This is a genomic window from Klebsiella sp. OBRC7 (genome assembly GCF_000293135.1).
Taxonomy (GTDB): Bacteria; Pseudomonadota; Gammaproteobacteria; order Enterobacterales; family Enterobacteriaceae; genus Klebsiella; species Klebsiella michiganensis.
In genome coordinates this window covers 24,143-45,951 of record NZ_ALNJ01000041.1, presented here as the reverse complement: position 1 = coordinate 45,951, position 21,809 = coordinate 24,143, and the positions used below count along the sequence as shown (strand labels likewise).

26 protein-coding genes are annotated in these 21,809 nt (G+C 56.7%); 20 read left to right on the top strand and 6 right to left on the bottom strand.

Translation table 11 applies throughout. The features are described 5' to 3' along the window. Positions 1-96: 96 nt before the first annotated feature. Both HMPREF1144_RS33580 and HMPREF1144_RS10430 read right to left on the bottom strand, forming a co-directional pair. Complete coding sequence (locus HMPREF1144_RS33580; RefSeq protein WP_227500434.1) at positions 97-246, bottom strand: hypothetical protein; 150 nt, start codon at positions 244-246, stop codon at positions 97-99. 392 nt (positions 247-638) lie between these two features. Beyond that, positions 639-1,226: an NAD(P)H-dependent oxidoreductase gene (locus tag HMPREF1144_RS10430; RefSeq protein WP_004097882.1), complete on the bottom strand. Its 588-nt coding sequence runs from the start codon at positions 1,224-1,226 to the stop codon at positions 639-641. Positions 1,227-1,341: 115 nt separating this feature from the next. On the opposite strand from HMPREF1144_RS10430, the gene HMPREF1144_RS10425 reads away from it, so the two are divergent. Then, complete coding sequence (locus tag HMPREF1144_RS10425) at positions 1,342-1,938, top strand: TetR/AcrR family transcriptional regulator (RefSeq protein WP_009652723.1); 597 nt, start codon at positions 1,342-1,344, stop codon at positions 1,936-1,938. A gap of 33 nt (positions 1,939-1,971) precedes the next feature. On the opposite strand, the gene HMPREF1144_RS10420 is transcribed toward HMPREF1144_RS10425, so the two are convergent. Further along, complete coding sequence (locus HMPREF1144_RS10420) at positions 1,972-2,754, bottom strand: DsbA family protein (protein ID WP_004097879.1); 783 nt, start codon at positions 2,752-2,754, stop codon at positions 1,972-1,974. Between the two features lie 223 nt (positions 2,755-2,977). Here HMPREF1144_RS10420 and HMPREF1144_RS10415 point away from each other — a divergent pair, with 223 nt between their 5' ends. The 3 genes from HMPREF1144_RS10415 to cbpM all read left to right on the top strand — a co-directional run bounded on the left by HMPREF1144_RS10415 (position 2,978) and on the right by cbpM (position 5,034). Continuing rightward, complete coding sequence (locus tag HMPREF1144_RS10415) at positions 2,978-3,658, top strand: TerC family protein (protein ID WP_009652704.1); 681 nt, start codon at positions 2,978-2,980, stop codon at positions 3,656-3,658. A 150-nt stretch (positions 3,659-3,808) separates the two neighbouring features. Then, positions 3,809-4,729, top strand: a complete 921-nt coding sequence (gene cbpA, locus HMPREF1144_RS10410) for a curved DNA-binding protein (RefSeq protein WP_009652714.1) — start codon at positions 3,809-3,811, stop codon at positions 4,727-4,729. Continuing rightward, entirely contained in the window at positions 4,729-5,034 is a 306-nt protein-coding gene (gene cbpM, locus HMPREF1144_RS10405) for a chaperone modulator CbpM (protein WP_004097873.1), read from the top strand. The genes cbpA and cbpM overlap by 1 nt, the downstream gene beginning before the upstream one ends. 145 nt (positions 5,035-5,179) lie before the next feature. On the opposite strand, the gene proP is transcribed toward cbpM, so the two are convergent. Beyond that, positions 5,180-6,682 carry a glycine betaine/L-proline transporter ProP gene (gene proP / locus HMPREF1144_RS10400; RefSeq protein WP_004097871.1) on the bottom strand — a complete coding sequence of 501 codons (1,503 nt, stop codon included), beginning with the start codon at positions 6,680-6,682 and terminating at the stop codon, positions 5,180-5,182. Between the two features lie 540 nt (positions 6,683-7,222). Here proP and HMPREF1144_RS10395 point away from each other — a divergent pair. From HMPREF1144_RS10395 to phnP, 12 genes are all read left to right on the top strand, one after another. Further along, entirely contained in the window at positions 7,223-7,558 is a 336-nt protein-coding gene (locus HMPREF1144_RS10395) for a zinc ribbon domain-containing protein YjdM (protein ID WP_004097870.1), read from the top strand. A gap of 136 nt (positions 7,559-7,694) precedes the next feature. Then, on the top strand, positions 7,695-8,129 hold the full coding sequence (gene yjdN / locus HMPREF1144_RS10390) for a VOC family metalloprotein YjdN (protein WP_004097869.1): 435 nt from the start codon (positions 7,695-7,697) through the stop codon (positions 8,127-8,129). A gap of 217 nt (positions 8,130-8,346) precedes the next feature. Beyond that, positions 8,347-9,072, top strand: a complete 726-nt coding sequence (phnF, locus tag HMPREF1144_RS10385; RefSeq protein WP_004097868.1) for a phosphonate metabolism transcriptional regulator PhnF — start codon at positions 8,347-8,349, stop codon at positions 9,070-9,072. After that, a complete protein-coding gene (gene phnG / locus HMPREF1144_RS10380) occupies positions 9,073-9,525 on the top strand; it encodes a phosphonate C-P lyase system protein PhnG (protein ID WP_004097867.1) in 453 nt (150 codons plus the stop codon). After that, positions 9,522-10,106 carry a phosphonate C-P lyase system protein PhnH gene (gene phnH / locus HMPREF1144_RS10375; RefSeq protein WP_004097865.1) on the top strand — a complete coding sequence of 195 codons (585 nt, stop codon included), beginning with the start codon at positions 9,522-9,524 and terminating at the stop codon, positions 10,104-10,106. The genes phnG and phnH overlap by 4 nt, the downstream gene beginning before the upstream one ends. Continuing rightward, the gene (locus HMPREF1144_RS10370; protein WP_009652726.1) at positions 10,106-11,170 is read left to right on the top strand and encodes a carbon-phosphorus lyase complex subunit PhnI; all 1,065 of its coding nucleotides are present in this window, start codon (positions 10,106-10,108) and stop codon (positions 11,168-11,170) included. The genes phnH and HMPREF1144_RS10370 overlap by 1 nt, the downstream gene beginning before the upstream one ends. Beyond that, positions 11,163-12,011 (top strand): alpha-D-ribose 1-methylphosphonate 5-phosphate C-P-lyase PhnJ, encoded by an 849-nt coding sequence (locus tag HMPREF1144_RS10365; protein WP_009652725.1) that lies wholly within the window; start codon positions 11,163-11,165, stop codon positions 12,009-12,011. Before HMPREF1144_RS10370 ends, HMPREF1144_RS10365 begins: the two co-directional genes overlap by 8 nt. After that, the gene (gene phnK, locus HMPREF1144_RS10360) at positions 12,008-12,766 is read left to right on the top strand and encodes a phosphonate C-P lyase system protein PhnK (protein ID WP_009652710.1); all 759 of its coding nucleotides are present in this window, start codon (positions 12,008-12,010) and stop codon (positions 12,764-12,766) included. Before HMPREF1144_RS10365 ends, phnK begins: the two co-directional genes overlap by 4 nt. 196 nt (positions 12,767-12,962) lie before the next feature. Further along, positions 12,963-13,649 (top strand): phosphonate C-P lyase system protein PhnL, encoded by a 687-nt coding sequence (phnL, locus tag HMPREF1144_RS10355; protein WP_004097859.1) that lies wholly within the window; start codon positions 12,963-12,965, stop codon positions 13,647-13,649. Further along, positions 13,646-14,782, top strand: coding sequence for an alpha-D-ribose 1-methylphosphonate 5-triphosphate diphosphatase (phnM, locus tag HMPREF1144_RS10350; RefSeq protein WP_009652728.1), 1,137 nt, complete (start codon positions 13,646-13,648; stop codon positions 14,780-14,782). Before phnL ends, phnM begins: the two co-directional genes overlap by 4 nt. Then, positions 14,782-15,345: a ribose 1,5-bisphosphokinase gene (gene phnN / locus HMPREF1144_RS10345; protein ID WP_004097857.1), complete on the top strand. Its 564-nt coding sequence runs from the start codon at positions 14,782-14,784 to the stop codon at positions 15,343-15,345. Before phnM ends, phnN begins: the two co-directional genes overlap by 1 nt. 15 nt (positions 15,346-15,360) lie before the next feature. Beyond that, a complete protein-coding gene (gene phnP, locus HMPREF1144_RS10340) occupies positions 15,361-16,119 on the top strand; it encodes a phosphonate metabolism protein PhnP (RefSeq protein ID WP_009652707.1) in 759 nt (252 codons plus the stop codon). A gap of 33 nt (positions 16,120-16,152) precedes the next feature. Here the strand turns inward: phnP and yjdP are convergent, their stop codons facing one another. Next, on the bottom strand, positions 16,153-16,485 hold the full coding sequence (gene yjdP, locus HMPREF1144_RS10335; RefSeq protein WP_042927480.1) for a DDRRRQL repeat protein YjdP: 333 nt from the start codon (positions 16,483-16,485) through the stop codon (positions 16,153-16,155). Between the two features lie 69 nt (positions 16,486-16,554). Further along, positions 16,555-17,004, bottom strand: a complete 450-nt coding sequence (gene rpiB / locus HMPREF1144_RS10330; protein WP_004097854.1) for a bifunctional allose-6-phosphate isomerase/ribose-5-phosphate isomerase RpiB — start codon at positions 17,002-17,004, stop codon at positions 16,555-16,557. 364 nt (positions 17,005-17,368) lie between these two features. Between rpiB and HMPREF1144_RS10325 the strand changes: the two genes are divergently transcribed. From HMPREF1144_RS10325 to alsC, 4 genes are all read left to right on the top strand, one after another. Then, positions 17,369-18,256: a MurR/RpiR family transcriptional regulator gene (locus HMPREF1144_RS10325; RefSeq protein WP_004097852.1), complete on the top strand. Its 888-nt coding sequence runs from the start codon at positions 17,369-17,371 to the stop codon at positions 18,254-18,256. A gap of 60 nt (positions 18,257-18,316) precedes the next feature. Beyond that, entirely contained in the window at positions 18,317-19,252 is a 936-nt protein-coding gene (gene alsB, locus HMPREF1144_RS10320; RefSeq protein WP_009652711.1) for a D-allose transporter substrate-binding protein, read from the top strand. 65 nt (positions 19,253-19,317) lie between these two features. Continuing rightward, positions 19,318-20,850, top strand: coding sequence for a D-allose ABC transporter ATP-binding protein AlsA (gene alsA / locus HMPREF1144_RS10315; RefSeq protein ID WP_004097850.1), 1,533 nt, complete (start codon positions 19,318-19,320; stop codon positions 20,848-20,850). Beyond that, positions 20,829-21,809 (top strand): D-allose ABC transporter permease, encoded by a 981-nt coding sequence (gene alsC, locus HMPREF1144_RS10310; protein WP_004097849.1) that lies wholly within the window; start codon positions 20,829-20,831, stop codon positions 21,807-21,809. Before alsA ends, alsC begins: the two co-directional genes overlap by 22 nt.

The following is a 21,809-nucleotide window of genomic DNA, read 5'->3' as shown; positions in this document are numbered from 1 at the left end:
CGTTTATAATTACTCGCTGTTAAATCATTACCCAAAAACGTGCTTTATTACTACCAGCTAAAAAATGCAGCGTATATTAATACGCTGCAAAAAAATTCACATAATCTTTATAGCATTATCAATCACTGCCTGCCAGCCTTCACGCGAGTATTCATTTGCCCGGCTATAGTCGGCAAAGCTATCGATTGCGCCAATAAAAAGATTATCAGTCACTTTCTTGATTTCACCTGGAGCTGAACTTTCCACGTTACTTTTCACGTAAAGTATTTTACTGTTACCGTGCTTCTTAAACTCTTTTGCTAAAGCGAATACTATATCATCAAGATTATTGCCATTACTTTTTACGACAAAAATTTTATTTTCATCAACAAGGCTTTTCTTAAATTTGCTTATCAGGTAATTAATCTTCTCTACTTATTTTTTATAAATAAGATCATTTTCCTGTTCAGAATAACGCCAGACCCAGCTATCATTTTTATTATCGCTATACATTTCAGTATGAAAACAAATATCATACTGTTGATCAAGCACCATATCCTGCCAGAATGGTGTGAGATTATCATAGATAATATATTTTTACAGGCCGGGCCCGGATAAAGCCGCCCGGCGGAAACCCAGGCTCGGGAGCGAAGCGAGCCTCAGGCAAACATCTTTCTTCCCAGCTGGCGCCCCGCCTCCAGATGCGCCTCCGCCGTTTTCAGGGCCGGCAACAGCAGCATCTGCGAACTGGCTACCGTCGCCCCGCAGTAATCAAAAATCCCGTGGACAATCTGCGCATTAAAAGCATCGGTAAATCCGTGCTTGTCATACGTTTGTTGACTCGCTGCGCCTAATGCCACCAGATGCACCCGCAGGTGGCCCAGCTTCTTCACGACATCGCCGTCGGCGGTCTCCTCATAGGCCCAGCCGTTTGAAAACACGCGGTCAACCCAGCCCTTTAACAGCCCAGGCATCGACCACCAGTAAACGGGAAAAACCAGCACCAGCGCGTCGGCGTTATCAATTCTGGCCTGCTCGGCCATCACGTCGGGCGGCGTGTCGCCGGTTTGCAGAAATGCGGCGATATCCTGCTCGGCAAATACCGGGTTAAAGCCTTCCTGCGTTAAATCCGCTATGTCAGCCGTATGCTGCGGGCCGGATTCGGCAATTCCTTGCGCAATCGCCGTCGCTACGCTGTGAGTCAGCGACGTCTTGAGAGGATGAGAAACCACGATTAATGCATGCATGACGAATACCCCAGTTGCGCTATAACGATATTGGACGTAGTCTTATATACCAACAGTAACCTACCATTAGTAAGTTACCTTTAGTATATTAATATGTCAACGGGAGAATGTTTCCATGTCTGAACCACTCGTACGTCAGCGTTTAACGCGAGAAGAGCGGCGCAAGCAGCTGATTGATGTCGCCTGGCATATTATTCGGCAAGAAGGGACCGATGCTCTGACGTTGGGTTATCTGGCGACGCAGGCAGGCGTGACTAAACCCGTGGTTTACGATCACTTTGACAGCCGTTCAGGGCTTTTCGCGACGCTTTATCGCGAATACGACCAACGCCAGACGGCGCGAATGGATGAGATACTGCGTAATACCGAACCGAATGCGGAGAAGCTGGCTTCAGCGATCGCCAACGCCTATATCGAGTGCGTGCTGCTTCAGGGGCGCGAGATGCCCAGCGTCATGGCCGCGCTGACCGGGACGCCAGAGCTGGAGAAGATCAAACAAGAGTGCATCGCCACCTTTACCGGAAAATGTCGGGACTATTTTTCGCCGCTTTGCGAGAGTGAGAATCTCAGCGAGGCGGCCATTCTCGCCATGCTCGGCTCCGCCGACGGGCTATCGGCCGCGGTAGTGAGCGGCGTCATCACGGAGCAGCAGGCTAAAGATGAGCTCTTTCAGGTGATTATGTCGATGCTGCAGCGCTGCTGTCATCGCTAAATCGCGCCCGCCCTCCGGCGGACGCGTTGATTATCAGCCGCCCGCTTTCTTGATCGCCGCATCCAGCGAGGCTTTATCCGCCAGCCCCGGGAATACGGTGATCGTCGCTTCCGTGGCGCCGGTAGTCGGCATCACGATAACGCCCGGCGTCCCGCTCAGGCCAATTTCCTGCGCCAGCTGATTGGTGCTTTCCAGTACCGGCTCAACGTCCGCCGCTTTCCCGGCATCGAAATTCACTTTCTTCGCCTGCTGCTGGATGTCGGCAGCCGTCAGCTTGCCTTCGTTATGTCCGGTGGAATAGATCCCGTTATGGTAGGTCAGATAAGCCTCTGCGCCCTTCTGCTGATAAATCTGCAGGCCGGTTTTGGCCGCTTCAAGCGAGGTTTCCCAACGGCTGCCAAAAATCGGCCACTCTTTAAAGGCAAAGCGGGTCTGCGGGTTCTCTTTAATCACCTGTTCCATTACCGGCGCCAGACGACTGCAGTAAACGCACTGATAATCAAAGAATTCAATGACCGTGACTTTACCCTCTTTCGGGCCGTAGGTTGGCGTATTTTTATCCTGGGTCAGCGCGGTCGCATTCTTCAGTACCGCCTGGGTCGCGGCGCTGGCCTGCTGCTGTTGCTGAATTTGCTGTAGCTTCTGGCTGGCCTGCAGCAGCACTTCCGGATGCGCGACTAAGTAATCCGCAGCGATTTTGCCAATACGGGCCTCTTGTTCAGGCGTAAAAGTCGGCGCATCAGCAGCGGTCGCTATAAGCGGAAACAGGGTAGCGCCGATAAAGGCAAATGTGAGTAAATTCTTATGGCCGGGCATGTAGTTAGTCCTTGCGATAGGTGAACGGCAGATGTATTTCTACGAACAAAATATCATCCTTTGCCTGCGAATCATTGCCGGACCATGCAATGATTGGTAACGATATTTTTCAATCACTCGCTGCGCGCGGTCTCTCTGTAAGATGGCCAGAGTGCCCGAACGAGAGTACGCTTCGCCCCTGCGTTTTTTCGTAGGTTCTCTTTTTTGGTTCGATGAGTTGGGTATGAATGCGTTTTTCAGTCAGTGGGACGTGGCGGTTATTCTGCTGCAAATTATTGCTATCGATCTGTTATTGGGTGGCGACAACGCGGTGGTGATCGCGATGGCCTGCCGTAAACTGCCGCCTCAGCAGCGTACCAAAGCGATTATCATCGGCACAGTCGGCGCAATAGCGGCGCGCGTGCTGCTGCTGGCCATCGCGATCTATTTACTCTCATTGCCGTGGCTTAAAGTGGTCGGCGCGCTGATGCTACTGTGGATTGGCATCAAGCTGGTGATCAATCAGGAAGAAGAGAATGATGTCAGCAGCTCCAGCAGCCTGTGGCGTACCGCGGTCACCATTACCGTTGCCGATGTCATTATGTCGCTGGATAACGTGCTGGCGGTGGCCGCCGCAGGAAAAGGCCATCTGCTGCTGGTCGCGCTGGGCGTATTGATCAGCATTCCGATTATCGTCCTCGGCAGCAAGCTGGTGCTGGCTATCCTCAACCGCTTCCCGTCCGTGGTGATGCTGGACGGTGCGCTCATAGGCTGGATAGCCGGTTCCATGATGGTGACCGATGTGACCATCGTTCATCTGTTCCCCAACGCGCCCGCCGCGCTCCCCGTGATGGGCGGAGCCATTGGCGCCGCCCTTGTGCTGCTGGAAGGGCTGCGCAGAAACCGCAGGCGCTCCAGCGAATAGCTGGCGTTCACGATTGGCCGCCGTCAATCCCGACGGCGTCAAGTTTGCGCCATTTTTCCCCCACATCCGCCCTCATTTGCCCTACGCTTAGTAAAGACACCTGATCCAGGGATCTGTAACCATAATATTGCGCATAAATGAGATAACATCATGGAATTAAAGGATTATTATGCCATTTTAGGGGTTCAGCCAACGGACGATCTGAAAACCATTAAGACCGCCTATCGCCGTCTGGCACGTAAATACCACCCCGATGTCAGCAAAGAAAACGATGCCGAAGCCAAATTCAAAGATCTCGCCGAAGCATGGGAAGTGCTTAAAGATGACCAGCGCCGCGCCGAATACGACCAGCTCTGGCAGCACCGTAACGATCCGCAGTTTGGCCGTCAGCAGCAGCATTCCCACGAGCAGAGCTATAGCCAGCAGGACTTCGACGACATCTTCTCCTCCATGTTTGGCCAGCAGACGCACCATAGCCGCCGCCAGCACGGCGTTCGCGGTCATGACTTAGAGATAGAAGTCGCGGTATTCCTTGAGGAGACCCTGGCCGAGCAGACGCGCACCATCAGCTATAAGCTGCCGGTTTATAACGTCTTTGGCATGGTCGAAAGCGAAACGCCGAAAACCCTGAACGTGAAAATTCCCGCGGGCGTCGTCGACGGCCAGCGGATCCGCCTGAAAGGCCAGGGCACCCCCGGCGAAAATGGCGGCCAGAACGGCGACCTGTGGCTGGTGATTCATATCGCCCCGCATCCGCTGTTTGATATCGTCGGACACAACCTTGAAATCGTCCTGCCGCTGGCACCGTGGGAAGCAGCGCTAGGCACCAGGGTCACTATCCCGACGCTGAAAGAGAGCATCCTGCTGACCATTCCGCCGGGCAGCCAGGCCGGTCAGCGGCTGCGGGTGAAGGGCAAAGGGCTGACCAGCAAAACCACCACCGGCGACCTGTATGCGGTGATCAAAATCGTCATGCCGCCAAAACCAGATGAGAAGAGCCGTGAGCTCTGGCAGCAGCTGGCGGATGCACAATCCAGCTTCGAGCCGCGTAAGACATGGGGGAAAGCCTGATGGCTAAGATAACAGTGACGTTCACGATTACCGAGTTTTGTCTCCACACCGGACTTTCCGAAGAGGAGCTTAACGAGATTGTCGGCCTCGGCATGATCGAGCCGCGCCAGCCGCAGCGGGAAAACTGGCTGTTTGACGATAGCGCGGTGACCATCGTTCACCGCGCCGTACGCCTGCGCAAAGAGCTGGAGCTGGACTGGCCGGGCATCGCTGTGGCCTTAACGCTGCTGGACGAGAACGCGCGCCTGAGCCGCGAAAATCAAATTTTGCAGCAGCGGCTGGCGCGCTTTCTGACGCATAGTTAAACCGTAGGCCGCACTCTTCCTGTGCATCGCCCGGTCCCTACCGGGCCTGGGCGGTCCGCGAATGACCTCAAGCCCGTAGCCGCTCAGGACATAAAAAATGCCGCCGGGGGAAGCCCGCGGCGGCATGAATTACTGGCAAAACGATTTAGTCGTTGATGCGCGGATGCTGCTGCACCAGACGAGAACGTTTTTCCTGCAGATCGGCGATTTCCTGATCGATATCTTCGATTTTATGTTCGATGTTATCGTAGTGCTCGCCGAGAATTTCTTTCGCTTCCTGAATATCCGAAGCCGCTGGCGTCGCCCCTTTCAGCGGACGATTAGCGGTCTCTTTCATCGACAGGCCGGTAATCAGACCAATCAACGCCACCACCATCAGATAGTAAGCCGGCATCATCAGGTTCTGCGTGCTTTCCACCAGCCATGCCGCCAGAGTCGGCGTCAGACCGGCAATCAGCACCGAGATGTTAAAGGCGCTGGCCAGGGCGCTAAAGCGGATGTGGGTCGGGAACATCGCCGGCAGCGACGAAGCCATTACCCCGATAAAGCAGTTCAGCACCACCGCCAGCACCAGCAGACCGGCGAAAATCAGGCCAAGGACGTTACTGTTAATCATGATAAAGGCCGGAATTGACAGCGCGAACAGCGCCACGCTACCAATCAGAATGAACGGACGACGGCCAAAACGGTCGCTGAGCATACCGATAACCGGCTGAACGAACAGCATCCCGACCATGATGGCGATGATGATCAGCACCCCGTGGTCTTCAGAATAGTGCAGGTTATGCGACAGGTAGCTCGGCATGTAGGTCAGCAACATGTAGTAGGTCACGTTGGTGGAAATCACCAGACCGATACAGGTCAGCAGGCTACGCCAGTGTTTGGTCGCAATCTCTTTGAAAGAGACTTTCGGCCCATCCTGAAGGCCCTCGCGGTCGCCCTGCTCCATTTTATCAACGTGCTGCTGGAACGCCGGCGTCTCTTCCAGCGCATGACGCAGATAAAGACCGATAATCCCTAACGGCAGCGCCAGGAAGAACGGAATACGCCAGCCCCAGTCGAGGAAGTTCTCTTCGCCCACCACGCTGGAAATCAGCACGACTACGCCCGCGCCCATGACAAAACCGGCTATCGAACCGAAGTCCAGCCAGCTGCCCATAAAGCCGCGTTTACGGTCAGGCGAGTACTCTGCAACAAAGATAGAAGCACCGGTATATTCACCGCCCACCGAGAAGCCCTGTGCCATTTTACACAGCAGCAGCAGGATCGGCGCCCAGATACCAATCGTGGCATACGAAGGAATAAGGCCAATACAGAATGTACTTATCGACATGATAACGATGGTTATCGCCAGAATCTTTTGTCGACCGTATTTGTCGCCCAGCATCCCGAAGAACAGGCCGCCTAATGGACGAATTAAGAAGGGAACCGAGAAAGTACCGAGCGCGGCAATCATCTGCACGCTGGGGTTGGCATCGGGGAAAAAGACCTTACCAAGCGCATATGCAACAAAACCATATACCCCAAAATCGAACCATTCCATCGCGTTACCCAGCGACGCTGCGGTAATCGCTTTCTTCAGTTTGCTATCATCAATGATGGTCACATCCCGAAGCGTGATGGGTTTTACTTTTTTCCTTTTAAGCATAATTATCCTCTTTTGCTCTCGCCTTGAGCGCACGAATCTCCGCCGAATGACAAGGTCATTCGCGTCATGCGTTGGGAGCGGCGAATTGCTGTGCTCCACATTTCAAGCGTAGCAGGTTTGCCTGCACTGTCTGCTGACAGTCTGTACAACCGAACCTGTTGACGCCTGCTCTGGCCATAATCAAATAAGCGGTACCGCTAATAAGTGAAGTGAATTTGCGTTCTCGCCTTTTTACCCTAACAGCGTTTAAATTTGGGATCAACTTCACAAAAATTTACCTACCCTTAAACAGAGTCATCCAAAACCAATAAGTTCAATGAATATTGGAACTTAGCGATACATTTCCGCAAATATTCTGCGTTTTTTATGAAAATAAGCCCGCCAGGCCTCACGATATATATCCTCTTTCTCCGCTGCGGTAAGTCATAAAAAAGGCCCGACAAAAGTGCGGGATTGCGCTATAATCAGCATTACTTTCGGCTATCAGCCGCCATTTAAAGGACCAACGTCCTGTTTTACCCAGTAATCGCGAGGAACGTCATGCAACTGCCACACTGCCCAAAATGCCATTCTGAATACACTTATGAAGACGGCGGCATGTTTATCTGCCCGGAATGCGCCCACGAATGGAACAATGCCGAGCCTGCGGACGATAACGACGCGCTGGTGGTCAAAGACGCCAACGGTAATTTACTCGCCGACGGCGACAGCGTCACCGTGGTAAAAGATCTGAAGGTTAAAGGCAGCTCTTCGATGCTAAAAATCGGCACTAAAGTGAAGAATATCCGCCTGGTTGAAGGCGATCATAATATTGACTGTAAAATAGATGGTTTTGGCCCGATGAAGCTAAAATCCGAATTTGTTAAAAAGAACTGATTTTATTCCCCCGACGCCCGTTGTCGGGGGGAAATATATTTTCCCGTGGTCTCCCGGAATCCTTCGCTGCCGCCTGGCTTAATTCTGCAATCCCCTTCTACGCTTAATGGAATATTCGTTACCTGAGGTAATGGTTATGCCCTTAAGTCCCTATATCGCTTTTAGCGGCAACTGCGCTGCCGCCATCGCTTTCTACCAGCAGGCGCTGGGCGCGGAGCTCATCCACAAAATCACCTGGGGTGAAATGCCGCAGAATACGCAGGACGCCGAAGATGGCTGCCCTTCCGGCCAGCATCTGGCTGCCGACGGTATCGCGCACGCCAGCCTGCGCATTGCCGATAGTATCCTGATGCTCAGCGACAGCCCCTCCAGCAACATGGAGCGCTACGCCGGATTTACCGTCGTGCTGGACTCGCAGGATGTTATTGAGGGTAAACGCTGGTTTGACGGCCTCGCCGACGGCGGGCAGATTGAGATGGCCTGGCAGGAAACCTTCTGGGCGCACGGCTTCGGTAAAGTTATCGACCGCTTTGGCGTCCCGTGGATGGTCAACGTGGTGAAAGAGCCTTAACGCTGGCCTTTTCCCCTCACCCTGTGCTCACCCCGAAAGGGAGAGAGGGCGGAGTGAGGGCATCTGTGCATTCATTCCCCCTTACCCTGTCATTCCACCGGCATCAACTCTTCATCCCCCGGTCATCATGAGTTAACCGAAATGTAACAAAAAACCGTCAGGATCGGCCCACGCTCAGAGGGAAATACTTCCTTGTCCTTAGTGAGGCTCGATTAACATGTACTTATCCAGACATCCGACCAGTTATCCAACACGATATCAGGAAATTGCCGCCAAACTGGAGCAAGAGCTTCGCCATCATTACCGCTGCGGCGACTATCTGCCCGCCGAGCAGCAGCTGGCATCCCGCTTTGAGGTTAACCGCCACACCCTGCGCCGGGCCATCGATCAGCTCGTCGAACGCGGCTGGGTCCAGCGCCGTCATGGCGTCGGTGTGCTGGTGCTGATGCGCCCGATAGATTATCCGCTCAACGCCCAGGCGCGCTTTAGCCAGAATCTTCTCGAACAGGGCAGCCACCCGACCAGCGAGAAGCTGCTGTCGGTGGTGCGTCCGGCCAGCAGCCACGTTGCCGAGGCGTTTGCTATCAGTGAAGGCGATAACGTCATTCACCTGCGCACCCTGCGCCGCGTGAACGGCGTCGCCCTGTGTCTGATCGACCACTACTTTACCGACCTGCAGCTGTGGCCGGTTCTGCAAACCTTTACCCACGGCTCTCTCCATGACCTGCTGCGCGATCGGCTGGATATCGAACTGACCCGCGTGCGCACCAAAATCAGCGCCCGCCGCGCGCAGGCCAAAGAGAGCAATATTCTCGGCATTCCCAACATGGCGCCGCTGTTGTGCGTGCGCACCCTGAATCATCGCCAGGGCGAGCAGAGCGCGACGGAGTACTCCGTCAGCCTGACCCGCGCCGACATGATTGAATTCACCATGGAGCACTGAATGCACTTTGATACCGCAACCCGCCAGCGCTGGATGTCCGTGCTGGCCCACAGTGAACCACAAGAACTGGCGGCGCGGATGCAGACGCTGCAGCTCGCGCCGCAGTATGAGCTGATTCGCGCCCCGGAGACCGGGCTGGTACAGCTGCAGGCGCGTATGGGCGGCATCGGCGACCGATTCTTCGCCGGAGACGCCACCTTAACCCGCGCCGCCATTCGCCTGGCCGACGGCACCCTCGGCTATAGCTGGATTCTGGGCCGCGACCGCCCGCACGCTGAACGCTGCGCGGCCATTGATGCCCTGATGCAGTCGCCACACCATTTTCACACCCTGATGGAAACCCTGATAACCCCGCTGGAAGAACAACGCAGCGCGCGCATTGAAGCCCGACGCGCCGAAGTCAACGCCAGCCGGGTCGACTTCTTTACTCTGGTTCGCGGAGATAACGCATGACATTACAACCCGCCTTTACCCTGGCTGTGCAGGATGCCCAGCACAGTTTCCGCCGCCTGCTGAAGGCGATGAGCGAGCCGGGAGTGATTGTCTCCCTGCAGCAGCTTCAGCACGGCTGGCAGCCGCTGAACGTCGCCTCCACCAGTCTGCTGCTGACGCTGGTGGATCACGACACGCCGGTCTGGCTCGCTCCCGCGCTGCATAACGATCTTGTCGGCCAGAATCTGCGCTTCCATACCGGCGCGCCGCTGGTTGAGCAGCCGCAGCAAGCGACCTTCGCCGTCGCCAGCGACAGCATCAGCGCCGAGCAGCTGAACGTGCTTTCCGCCGGTACCGTCGTCGCCCCGGAAACCGGCGTCACGCTGGTGGTTCAACTTGCCAGCCTGAGCGGCGGCCGGATGCTACGGCTGACCGGCGCGGGGATCGCCGAAGAGCGGATGATCGCCCCGCAGCTGCCGGAATGCATTATTGAAGAATTGACCGAGCGTCCGCATCCGTTCCCGCTGGGAATCGATCTGATCCTCACCTGCGGCGAACGCCTGCTGGCGATTCCGCGCACCACCCATGTCGAGGTCTGCTAATGTACGTAGCCGTCAAAGGCGGCGAGAAGGCGATCGTCGCCGCTCACGCCCTACAGGAACAGAAACGCCGAGGCGAGGGACGGCTTCCTGAAATCAGCATTGATCAGATTAGCCAACAGCTTAATCTGGCGGTGGACCGGGTCATGACCGAAGGCGGCATCGCCGACCGGGAGCTGGCGGCGCTGGCGCTGAAGCAGGCCAGCGGCGACAGCGTCGAAGCGATTTTTCTGCTGCGCGCTTATCGCACCACCCTGCAAAGGCTGGCGGTCAGCGAGCCTGTCGACACCGCCGGTATGCGCCTTGAGCGCCGTATCTCGGCGGTCTATAAAGATATCCCCGGCGGCCAGATGCTCGGCCCGACCTACGATTACACCCACCGTCTGCTCGATTTTACCCTGCTGGCCAACGGCGAAGCGCCGCCGCTGGCGACCGATAGCGCACCGCAGGAAGCGACGCCGCACGTCTTTAATCTGCTCGTCCAGCAGGGGCTGGCGAAGGCGGAGCGGGATACCGAGGCGCAGCCCGACGATATCACCCGCCATCCGCCGGTTTATCCCTGTTCGCGCTCTTCGCGCCTGCAGCAGCTGGTGCGCGGCGACGAGGGCTACCTGCTGGCGCTGGCCTACTCCACCCAGCGCGGCTACGGACGCAACCATCCGTTTGCCGGTGAAATTCGCAGCGGCTACGTCGCGGTGGAGATCGCACCCGAAGAGCTGGGCTTCACCGTCACTATCGGCGAACTGCTGATGACCGAATGCGAGATGGTCAACGGCTTTGTCGACCCTCAGGATGAACCGCCGCACTTTACCCGCGGCTACGGCCTGACGTTCGGCATGAGCGAGCGCAAAGCGATGGCGATGGCGCTGGTTGACCGCGCGCTCCAGGCGCCGGAGTACGGCGAAGAGGTGGCGGGCCCTGCCCAGGATGAAGAGTTTGTGCTGGCCCATGCCGATAACGTCGAGGCCGCCGGTTTCGTTTCGCACCTTAAACTTCCCCACTATGTCGATTTCCAGGCCGAACTGGCGCTACTTAAACGCCTGCAACGGGAGAATCAACGTGGCTAACGCACTGACCGGCTATAACTTTGCTTATCTCGACGAGCAAACCAAACGCATGATCCGCCGCGCCATCCTGAAAGCGGTGACCATCCCCGGCTACCAGGTGCCCTTCGGCGGTCGCGAGATGCCGATGCCCTACGGCTGGGGAACCGGCGGTATCCAGCTTACCGCCAGCGTCATCGGGGAAAATGACGTGCTGAAGGTGATCGACCAGGGCGCCGACGACACCACCAACGCGGTATCGATTCGTCAGTTTTTTAAACGCGTGACCGGCGTCGCGACCACCGAGCGCACCGAAGACGCCACGCTGATCCAGACCCGCCACCGGATCCCGGAAACGCCGCTGACTGACGATCAGATCCTGATCTTCCAGGTGCCGATCCCGGAGCCGCTGCGCTTTATCGAGCCGCGCGAAACCGAAACCCGCACCATGCATGCGCTGGAGGAGTACGGCGTGATGCAGGTGAAGCTGTACGAAGATATTGCCCGCTTCGGCCATATCGCCACCACCTACGCCTACCCGGTGAAGGTCAACGGCCGCTACGTGATGGATCCGTCGCCGATTCCAAAATTCGATAATCCGAAGATGCATATGATGCCTGCGCTACAGCTGTTCGGCGCCGGACGCGAAAAACGCATCTACGCGGTACCGCCGTATACCCCGGTTGAGAGCCTCGATTTCGACGATCATCCGTTTACCGTTCAGGAGTGGGATGAACCCTGCGCCATCTGCGGATCTCGCCATAGCTATCTTGATGAAGTGGTGCTCGACGACAGCGGCAAACGGATGTTTGTCTGCTCCGATACCGATTATTGCCGCCAACAGAGCGAGGAGCAGAAAAAATGAGTCATCCGTTACTGGCGGTGAACAACCTGACCCACCTCTACGCGCCGGGCAAAGGCTTCAGCGACGTCTCGTTTGAGCTGTGGCCGGGGGAGGTGCTGGGTATCGTCGGCGAATCCGGCTCCGGAAAAACCACGCTGCTGAAAGCGATCTCCGCCCGCCTGGCCCCGCAGCAGGGAGAAGTGCTGTATCAACAGCGCTCGCTATACGCCATGAGCGAAGCGGATCGCCGACGTCTGCTGCGCACCGAATGGGGCGTGGTGCATCAGCATCCGATGGACGGCCTGCGCCGCCAGGTCTCGGCCGGCGGCAATATCGGCGAACGCCTGATGGCCACCGGGTCCCGTCACTACGGCAATATTCGCGCCACCGCCGGACAGTGGCTGCAGGAGGTGGAGATCCCGCCTTCGCGCATTGACGACCTGCCCACCACCTTTTCCGGCGGGATGCAGCAGCGCCTGCAAATCGCCCGCAATCTGGTGACGCAGCCGAGGCTGATGTTTATGGATGAGCCCACCGGCGGGCTGGACGTATCGGTGCAGGCGCGCCTGCTCGATCTGCTGCGCGGCCTGGTCGTCGAGCTGAACCTGGCGGTGGTGATTGTGACCCACGACCTCGGCGTCGCCCGCCTGCTGGCTAACCGTCTGCTGGTGATGAAGCAGGGCCAGGTAGTCGAAAGCGGCTTAACCGACCGGGTGCTCGACGATCCCCATCACCCCTATACCCAACTGCTGGTGTCGTCGGTGTTGCAGAACTGAGTGAATGTCCACTCCCCGGTGGCGCTGCGCTTACCGGGGCTACGGATCCCGGGCCGTCTGCAAGCCGGTAGCCCGGACAGGCGCAACGCGCCGCCTCCGGGAACTCCGGTCGCGCTTCGTGAGTTAATGCATCAGGTAGCCCGGATAAGGCGTTCACGCCGCGATCCGGGGAAATTCAGGCACGATGAGGCTAAAAATGAACGCTATCCGCGTTGAAAACATCCATAAAACCTTTGTTCTGCACCAGCAGCACGGCGTCCGTCTGCCGGTACTCGCCGACGCCTCGCTGACCGTGAATGCCGGTGAATGCGTGGTGCTGCACGGCCATTCCGGCAGCGGAAAATCGACCCTGCTGCGTTCGCTGTACGCCAACTATCTCCCCGATAGCGGCCACATTCATATTCGCCACGGCGATGAATGGGTGGACCTGGTCACCGCCACGCCGCGTAAAGTGCTGGAAGTGCGCAAAACCACCATTGGCTGGGTCAGCCAGTTTCTGCGGGTGATCCCGCGCATTTCCGCCCTCGACGTGGTGATGCAGCCGCTGCTCGAACTGGGCATCCCGCGCGAAGAGAGCGCCGCGAAAGCCGCCCGCCTGCTAACGCGGCTGAACGTACCCGAACGCCTGTGGCACCTCGCCCCCTCGACCTTTTCCGGCGGCGAACAGCAGCGGGTTAACATCGCCCGCGGCTTCGCGGTTGACTACCCGATTTTGCTTCTCGACGAACCCACCGCCTCGCTGGATGGCAAAAATAGCGCCGCGGTGGTGGAACTGATCCATGAAGCCAAAGCCCGCGGCGCGGCGATCGTCGGTATTTTTCACGACGAGGCCACGCGCAACCAGGTCGCCGACCGTCTGCACCCGATGGGGATTTCAGCATGATTATCAATAATGTAAAGCTGGTCCTCGAAGACGAGGTGATTAACGGCTCGCTGGAAGTCCAGGACGGCAGAATTTCGGCCTTTGCCGAAAGCCAGAGCCGACTGGCGGAGGCCATAGATGGAGAGGGCGGCTGGCTGCTGCCGGGGCTTATCGAGCTGCATACCGACAACCTGGACAAGTTTTTCACCCCGCGACCGAAAGTGGACTGGCCCGCCCACTCGGCGATGAGCAGCCACGACGCGCTGATGGTCGCCAGCGGCATCACCACCGTGCTGGATGCCGTGGCTATTGGCGATGTGCGCGACGGCGGCGATCGCCTGGAAAATCTCGAAAAAATGATCAACGCCGTGGAAGAGACGCAGAAGCGCGGCCTCAACCGCGCTGAACATCGGCTGCATCTGCGCTGCGAACTGCCGCATCACACCACCCTGCCGCTGTTTGAGAAGCTGGTTGGCCGCGAGCCGGTGAGCATGGTCTCCCTGATGGATCACTCCCCTGGCCAGCGCCAGTATGCCGACCGCAGCAAATACCGCGACTACTATCAGGGCAAATATCACCTGACCAACGAAGAGATGGACAAATTCGAAGAGGAGCAGATGGCGCTGGCGGCGGCCTGGTCTCAGCCTAACCGGCAGCGCATCGCCGCCATCTGTCGCGAACGGAATATCGCGCTGGCCAGCCACGATGACGCCACCTGCGAACATGTGCTCGAATCGCGCCAGCTTGGCAGCGTCATCGCCGAATTTCCCACCACCATCGCCGCAGCGCAGGCGTCGCGCCAGCACGGGATGAACGTTCTGATGGGCGCGCCGAATATCGTACGCGGCGGCTCGCACTCGGGGAACGTCGCCGCCCACCATCTGGCGGCCAGCGGCCTGCTGGACATTCTCTCCTCCGACTATTATCCCGCCAGCCTGCTGGATGCCGCTTTTCGCATCGCCGACGACGAGGGCAACGCCTTTACCCTCGCGCAGGCCATTCGTCTGGTGAGCAAAAACCCGTCCCAGGCGCTGGGACTGCACGACCGCGGGACGATTGCCGAAGGTAAGCGGGCGGACCTGGTGCTGGCGCGCCGTCACGGCGAGCATATCCATATTGATCACGTCTGGCGGCAAGGCAAGAGGGTCTTCTGATGACAGGGAAACTGATTTGGCTGGTCGGCCCCTCCGGCTCCGGCAAAGACAGCCTGCTGGCGGCGCTGCGCCAGCGGGAGCATCCGCAGCTGCTGGTAGCGCACCGCTACATTACCCGTCCGCACAACGCGGGCTGTGAAAACCATATCGCCCTCAGCGAGCATGAGTTTTTTACCCGTGCCGAACAGCATTTGTTTGCTCTTAGCTGGCATGCTAACAACAATTACTATGGCATTGGCATCGAGATTGACCTGTGGCTGCACGCCGGATTCGACGTGGTCGCTAACGGTTCACGCGCCCATCTGCCGCAGGCGCAGGCGCGCTATGCCGACGCGCTGCTGCCCATCTGTCTGCAGGTTTCTCCGGCTGTGCTGCGGCAGCGCCTGGAGCAGCGCGGACGGGAGAACGAGACGGAAATCGCCCAGCGCCTGGCGCGCGCGGCGCGCTATACGCCGAACGAGTGTCTGATGCTGAATAACGATGGCCGGCTTAGCCAGTCGGTGGATGCCCTGGTTTCGCTGATTCGTATTCACGGCAACCGGCGCGAACAGCAGACTGCCTGAACGCGAGGGGAAGAGATGAGCCTGACTATCCGCTTAACCGGCACCGGCAGCGCGCAGCTGGTACCGGTTTTCGGCTGCAACTGCCCCGCCTGCCGCCGCGCCCGCGTCGACGAAGCGCATCGTCGCCGTCCCTGTAGCGCGGTCGTCAAATTCAACAACGCGGTGACCCTGCTCGATGCCGGGCTACCGGAGCTGATGACCCAGTGGCCCGCCGGCAGCTTTCAGCAGTTTCTGCTCACCCATTATCATATGGATCACGTGCAGGGCCTGTTCCCGCTGCGCTGGGGCGTGGGCGAACCTATCGCGGTATACGGCCCCCCGGATGAACAGGGCTGCGATGATCTGTTTAAGCATCCTGGCCTGCTGGATTTCAGCCATACCGTCGAACCCTTTGTAAGATTTGAACTTCAGGGATTGCGCGTTACGCCGCTGCCGCTGAACCACTCAAGGCTCACGTTTGGCTATCTGCTGGAGTCGGCCCACAGCCGGGTCGCCTGGCTATCCGATACCGCCGCGCTGCCGGAGAAAACGCTGAAGTTCCTGCTGAATAACCAGCCGCAGCTTATCATTATCGACTGTAGCCACGAGCCGCGCCCGCAGCCGCCGCGCAACCACTGCGACCTGAACACCGTGCGGGCCATTAACCAGATCATCGGCTGCCCGCGGGTGATCCTCACCCACATCAGCCACCGCTTCGATGCGTGGATGATGGAGAATGCTCTACCGGCGGGATTTGAAGCGGGATTTGACGGCATGGAGATAGCGCTGGATTAAGCGGGCGCGGCGAAAGCCGCGGGTCGTGCCGCATCAATAATCATCATCCAGCCTGCGCTGGTCACTTTCCAGCTGACGGCGGTCCCGATCAAGCTGGCGCTGGCGTTCGTCAAGTTCGCGTCGGCGATCCTCAAGCTGTCGCCGCCGGTCGTCATACTGCCGCTGGCGATCGGCGCTCTGCTGGCGGCTACCCTGATAGCGCCCATCATCATAGTCATCATCGTCAGACCGGCTATCGCCCGGATGGTAAGCATCATTAATGGCCTGCTGAATATTGCCGATCGCGTCGTCAATCATATCGGCGTGCGCCAGCTGGCTGGCGAGGGAAAGAACGCAGAAAAGCAAAGCAGTAGAGTAACGTTTCATAAAGCCAGTCTCATCGGGGGGCTGGCTCTACGTTAATCAAGGGCTATCGCCGGGAGTAGCGGAGGAATCTCAAATCCGCTGCTGTTCAATCGCGCCGATGGCGTCCACTCGCCCCTGATGTCGCCCGCCTTCAAATTCAGCAGCCAGCCAGGCATCGACGATCATTTTCGCCAGTTCAAGGCCGATCACCCGCGCGCCAAAGGCCAGAATATTGGTGTCGTTATGCTGTCGTGAAAGCTGCGCCGAGTAGGGCTCGCTGCACACCACCGCACGAATACCCGGGTGCTTATTGGCGGCGATAGAGATGCCGACGCCGGTGCCGCAGATCAGGATCCCGCCGTCGACCTCGCCGGCGGCAACGGCCTGAGCGACGGCGCTGGCATAGCGCGGATAGTCGGTACGTTCCGTGGACCATGCGCCTTTATCTACGACGTCAATGCCGCGCTGGCGCAGATGCGCAAGAATATCGTCTTTCAGGATAATACCGACGTGATCGCAGCCAAATGCAATCCTTTTCATACTTAGCCTCACCTGTTGTTAACTTTACAAGGATGACTGGCGTTGTGATTTAAACGCCTAAAAATGCCCCAGGAAACGCTGAAAACAGCATCGTCAGGCTCCTTTCTACACGGGCAAATTTTACAAATCAAGACGAAATCGTTATTTAACCTGATTTTCACCTTGCAGAAAAAGAATCGAAATAAAACAATAAAGCGCTGATTTATAATGAATTTATAAGAAATCAAGATGAAATCAACATTAACAAAACTTCACGATAAACATAACTTTATAAAAAATATAATTTTGTGAAGTTGGTAGTATCTTTTTTGTTTCGCCTGTGGTGATATAGTGTCGTCTTCATTTTATGGACAATGAGAAAGCGATGAGTCAGACAGAATCCAGTTCGCTCCCTAACGGCATCGGCCTTGCCCCCTGGCTTCGCATGAAGCAGGAAGGGATGACCGAAAACGAGAGCCGTATCGTCGAATGGTTGCTTACCCCCGGCAATCTCAGCGATGCGCCGGCAATCAAGGACGTCGCGGAAGCGCTGTCGGTTTCAGAAGCCATGATCGTTAAGGTTTCTAAGCTGCTGGGGTTTAGCGGTTTTCGTAACCTGCGCAGCGCGCTGGAGGCCTACTTTTCGCAGTCTGAACAGGTGTTACCAACCGAACTCTCCTTTGATGATGCGCCGCAGGATGTGGTGAATAAGGTGTTCAACATCACTCTGCGCACCATTATGGAAGGCCAGTCGATCGTGAACGTTGACGAAATTCACCGCGCGGCGCGCTTTTTTGCCCAGGCCAACCAGCGCGACCTGTACGGCGCGGGCGGCTCCAACGCCATCTGCGCCGACGTGCAGCATAAGTTTTTACGCATCGGCGTGCGTTGCCAGGCCTACCCGGACGCGCATATCATGATGATGTCCGCCTCGCTGCTGAAGGAAGGCGATGTCGTGCTGGTAGTCTCGCACTCCGGGCGCACCAGCGATATCAAATCAGCGGTTGAGCTGGCGAAAAAGAACGGGGCGAAAATTATCTGTATCACCCATAGCTATCATTCGCCGATTGCCAAGTTAGCTGATTTTATTATTTGTTCGCCAGCACCAGAGACGCCTTTATTAGGGCGTAACGCCTCAGCGCGTATATTACAACTCACATTATTAGATGCGTTTTTTGTTTCCGTTGCACAGCTCAACATTGAGCAAGCGAATTTAAATATGCAAAAAACTGGCGCGATTGTTAATTTCTTTTCACCCGGCGCGCTTAAATAAAAAAACCGATCCCACACTGGTGGGATCAATATTACTGTATCCTAAACTGAGAATACTGCCATGAATAAATATCTGAAACTTTTCAGCGGCACGCTCATGGGCGTAATGTTATCCACCAGCGCCTTTGCCGCCGCCGATTATGCTGTGGTATTAAAAACCTTATCCAATCCATTTTGGGTGGATATGAAAAAGGGTATTGAGGACGAAGCCAAAACGCTGGGCGTAAGCGTCGATATTTTTGCCTCTCCTTCCGAAGGGGATTTTCAGTCGCAGCTGCAGCTGTTTGAAGACCTGAGCAACAAAAACTACAAAGGTATCGCCTTTGCGCCGCTCTCCTCGGTAAACCTGGTCATGCCAGTGGCCAAAGCGTGGAAAAAGGGCATCTTTCTGGTCAACCTCGATGAAAAAATCGATATGGATAACCTGAAGAAAGCCGGCGGCAACGTCGAAGGTTTCGTCACCACCGATAACGTGGCGGTGGGGGCAAAAGGCGCGGAATTTATCATCGACAAGCTCGGCGCGGAAGGCGGTGAAGTCGCCATTATCGAAGGCAAAGCCGGTAACGCCTCCGGCGAAGCTCGCCGCAGCGGCGCCACCGACGCCTTCAAAAAAGCGAGCCAGATCAAACTGGTAGCCAGCCAGCCTGCCGACTGGGACCGCATCAAAGCGCTGGACGTCGCCACCAACGTGCTGCAGCGTAACCCGAACGTTAAAGCGATTTACTGCGCCAACGACACCATGGCAATGGGCGTCGCCCAGGCCGTCGCGAACGCCGGCAAAACCGGCAAGGTGCTGGTGGTGGGTACCGACGGTATTCCGGAAGCGCGCAAAATGGTCGAAGCCGGGCAAATGACCGCCACTATCGCGCAGAACCCGGCGGATATTGGCGCTACGGGTCTTAAGCTGATGGTCGACGCCGAGAAGAGCGGCAAAGTCATCCCGCTGGATAAAGCCCCGCAGTTTACGCTGGTGGATTCCATTCTGGTGACGAAATAGGTCTGTGCATCCCCTCTTTCTTTGGGAGAGGGGAAATCACGCAGCGGTAATAAAGGAAATTTTCTATGCTCACGCCATATATTTCAATGGCGGGGATCGGCAAATCCTTTGGCCCGGTTCACGCATTAAAATCGGTTGATTTAACTATTTACCCCCATGAAATACATGCGTTACTAGGGGAAAACGGTGCCGGTAAATCAACGCTGATGAAAGTATTGTCGGGAATACATGAACCGACCAAAGGCACCATTACGATTAATAACGTTAACTATGACAAGCTTGACCATAAATTAGCGGCCCAGCTCGGCATTGGTATTATTTACCAGGAGCTCAGCGTCATTGATGAATTAACGGTGCTGGAGAATTTATATATTGGCCGCCATCTGACGAAAAAAGTCTGCGGCGTCAACGTTATCGACTGGAAGGAAATGCGCGTACGGGCGGCGATGATGCTGCTGCGCGTCGGGCTGAAGATCGATTTAGACGAAAAGGTGGCGAATCTCTCCATCAGCCACAAGCAGATGCTGGAGATTGCCAAGACGCTGATGCTCGACGCTAAAGTGCTGATCATGGATGAACCGACCTCCTCGCTGACCAATAAAGAGGTGGACTATCTGTTCCTGATCATGAACCAGCTGCGTAAAGAGGGCACCGCCATTGTTTATATCTCGCACAAGCTGGCGGAAATACGCCGCATCTGCGACCGCTACACGGTGATGAAAGACGGCAGCAGCGTCTGCAGCGGGAAGGTCAGCGAAGTGAATAACGACGACATCGTACGCCTGATGGTCGGCCGCGAGCTGCAAAACCGCTTCAACGCCATGAAAGAGAGCACCGGCAACATCGCCCGCGAGACGGTGTTCGAAGTGAAAAACGTCACCAGCCATGACAAGAAAAAGGTACGCGATATCTCATTTAGCGTGAATCGCGGCGAAATTCTCGGTTTTGCCGGGCTGGTCGGCTCGGGGCGCACCGAGCTGATGGACTGCCTGTTTGGGGTCGATAAGCGTAGCGGCGGTGAAATTTATCTCAACGGCAAAGCGATCTCCCCCCGCTCGCCGCTGGACGCCTTAAAGAAAGGCATGGGCTACATCACCGAAAGCCGTCGGGAAAACGGCTTCTTCCCCAATTTTTCCATCGCTCAGAATATGGCGGTCAGCCAGAGCCTGAAGCGCGGCGGCTACAAAGGGGCCATGGGGCTGTTCCGCGAAGGCGACGAACGCAGAACGGCGGAGGAGCAGCGCAAGCTGCTGGCGCTGAAGTGCCATTCGGTCGATCAGAACATCACCGAGCTCTCCGGCGGCAACCAGCAGAAGGTACTGATTTCCAAATGGCTATGCTGCAGCCCCGAAGTGATCATTTTTGACGAGCCGACGCGCGGTATCGACGTGGGCGCAAAAGCCGAAATTTATAAAGTGATGCGCCAGCTGGCCGATGACGGAAAAGTCATCCTGATGGTGTCGTCCGAACTACCTGAAATTATCGCCGTCTGCGACCGCATTGCCGTGTTCTGCGAAGGGCGACTGACGCAAATCCTGACCAATCGCGACGACATGAGCGAAGAGGAGATTATGGCATGGGCACTACCACAAGAGTGAAAGGCGAGATGGGCGAGAAAAAACCGTTTAACTTCGCGCTGTTCTGGGATAAATACGGCACCTTTTTTATTCTCGCCATCATCGTCGCCATCTTCGGCACCCTGTCGTCAGAGTACTTCCTGACGACCAACAATATTACGCAGATCTTCGTCCAGAGCTCGGTCACCGTCCTGATCGGCATGGGCGAGTTCTTCGCGATCCTCGTCGCCGGGATCGACCTGTCAGTCGGGGCGATCCTCGCGCTCTCCGGGATGGTCACCGCGAAGCTGATGCTGGCGGGCGTCGACCCGTTCCTCGCGGCGCTGATTGGCGGCGTGCTGGTCGGCGGCGCGCTGGGGGCCATCAACGGCTGCCTGGTCAACTGGACCGGCCTGCATCCGTTCATTATTACCCTCGGCACCAACGCCATCTTCCGCGGTATCACCCTGGTGATCTCTGATGCCAACTCGGTGTACGGGTTTTCGTTTGATTTCGTTAACTTTTTCGCCGCCACGCCACTGGGCATTCCAGTTCCGGTGATCTTCTCGCTGATTGTGGCGGTGATCCTGTGGTTCCTGACCACCCGCATGCGCGTTGGCCGCAACATCTACGCGCTGGGCGGCAACAAGAACTCCGCTTTCTACTCCGGCATCGACGTCAAATTCCACATGCTGCTGGTGTTCATTATCTCCGGCATTTGCGCCGGGCTGGCCGGCGTGGTCTCCACCGCCCGTCTCGGGGCGGCGGAACCGCTGGCCGGCATGGGCTTTGAAACCTATGCCATCGCCAGCGCCATCATCGGCGGCACCAGCTTCTTCGGCGGTAAAGGACGCATCTTCTCGGTAGTCATCGGCGGCCTGATTATCGGCACTATCAACAACGGACTGAACATCCTGCAAGTACAAACCTACTACCAGCTGGTGGTAATGGGCGGATTAATCATCGCGGCTGTCGCCCTCGACCGTCTTATCAGTAAGTAA

Excerpts from the sequence above, each read along its gene's own strand:
- HMPREF1144_RS10430 (WP_004097882.1), bottom strand. The coding sequence starts at position 1,226 with ATGCATGCATTAATCGTGGTTTCTCATCCTCTCAAGACGTCGCTGACT.
- HMPREF1144_RS10425 (WP_009652723.1), top strand. The coding sequence starts at position 1,342 with ATGTCTGAACCACTCGTACGTCAGCGTTTAACGCGAGAAGAGCGGCGC.
- HMPREF1144_RS10420 (WP_004097879.1), bottom strand. The coding sequence starts at position 2,754 with ATGCCCGGCCATAAGAATTTACTCACATTTGCCTTTATCGGCGCTACC.
- HMPREF1144_RS10415 (WP_009652704.1), top strand. The coding sequence starts at position 2,978 with ATGAATGCGTTTTTCAGTCAGTGGGACGTGGCGGTTATTCTGCTGCAA.
- cbpA (WP_009652714.1), top strand. The coding sequence starts at position 3,809 with ATGGAATTAAAGGATTATTATGCCATTTTAGGGGTTCAGCCAACGGAC.
- cbpM (WP_004097873.1), top strand. The coding sequence starts at position 4,729 with ATGGCTAAGATAACAGTGACGTTCACGATTACCGAGTTTTGTCTCCAC.
- proP (WP_004097871.1), bottom strand. The coding sequence starts at position 6,682 with ATGCTTAAAAGGAAAAAAGTAAAACCCATCACGCTTCGGGATGTGACC.
- HMPREF1144_RS10395 (WP_004097870.1), top strand. The coding sequence starts at position 7,223 with ATGCAACTGCCACACTGCCCAAAATGCCATTCTGAATACACTTATGAA.
- yjdN (WP_004097869.1), top strand. The coding sequence starts at position 7,695 with ATGCCCTTAAGTCCCTATATCGCTTTTAGCGGCAACTGCGCTGCCGCC.
- phnF (WP_004097868.1), top strand. The coding sequence starts at position 8,347 with ATGTACTTATCCAGACATCCGACCAGTTATCCAACACGATATCAGGAA.
- phnG (WP_004097867.1), top strand. The coding sequence starts at position 9,073 with ATGCACTTTGATACCGCAACCCGCCAGCGCTGGATGTCCGTGCTGGCC.
- phnH (WP_004097865.1), top strand. The coding sequence starts at position 9,522 with ATGACATTACAACCCGCCTTTACCCTGGCTGTGCAGGATGCCCAGCAC.
- HMPREF1144_RS10370 (WP_009652726.1), top strand. The coding sequence starts at position 10,106 with ATGTACGTAGCCGTCAAAGGCGGCGAGAAGGCGATCGTCGCCGCTCAC.
- phnK (WP_009652710.1), top strand. The coding sequence starts at position 12,008 with ATGAGTCATCCGTTACTGGCGGTGAACAACCTGACCCACCTCTACGCG.
- phnL (WP_004097859.1), top strand. The coding sequence starts at position 12,963 with ATGAACGCTATCCGCGTTGAAAACATCCATAAAACCTTTGTTCTGCAC.
- phnM (WP_009652728.1), top strand. The coding sequence starts at position 13,646 with ATGATTATCAATAATGTAAAGCTGGTCCTCGAAGACGAGGTGATTAAC.
- phnN (WP_004097857.1), top strand. The coding sequence starts at position 14,782 with ATGACAGGGAAACTGATTTGGCTGGTCGGCCCCTCCGGCTCCGGCAAA.
- phnP (WP_009652707.1), top strand. The coding sequence starts at position 15,361 with ATGAGCCTGACTATCCGCTTAACCGGCACCGGCAGCGCGCAGCTGGTA.
- yjdP (WP_042927480.1), bottom strand. The coding sequence starts at position 16,485 with ATGAAACGTTACTCTACTGCTTTGCTTTTCTGCGTTCTTTCCCTCGCC.
- rpiB (WP_004097854.1), bottom strand. The coding sequence starts at position 17,004 with ATGAAAAGGATTGCATTTGGCTGCGATCACGTCGGTATTATCCTGAAA.
- HMPREF1144_RS10325 (WP_004097852.1), top strand. The coding sequence starts at position 17,369 with ATGAGTCAGACAGAATCCAGTTCGCTCCCTAACGGCATCGGCCTTGCC.
- alsB (WP_009652711.1), top strand. The coding sequence starts at position 18,317 with ATGAATAAATATCTGAAACTTTTCAGCGGCACGCTCATGGGCGTAATG.
- alsA (WP_004097850.1), top strand. The coding sequence starts at position 19,318 with ATGCTCACGCCATATATTTCAATGGCGGGGATCGGCAAATCCTTTGGC.
- alsC (WP_004097849.1), top strand. The coding sequence starts at position 20,829 with ATGGGCACTACCACAAGAGTGAAAGGCGAGATGGGCGAGAAAAAACCG.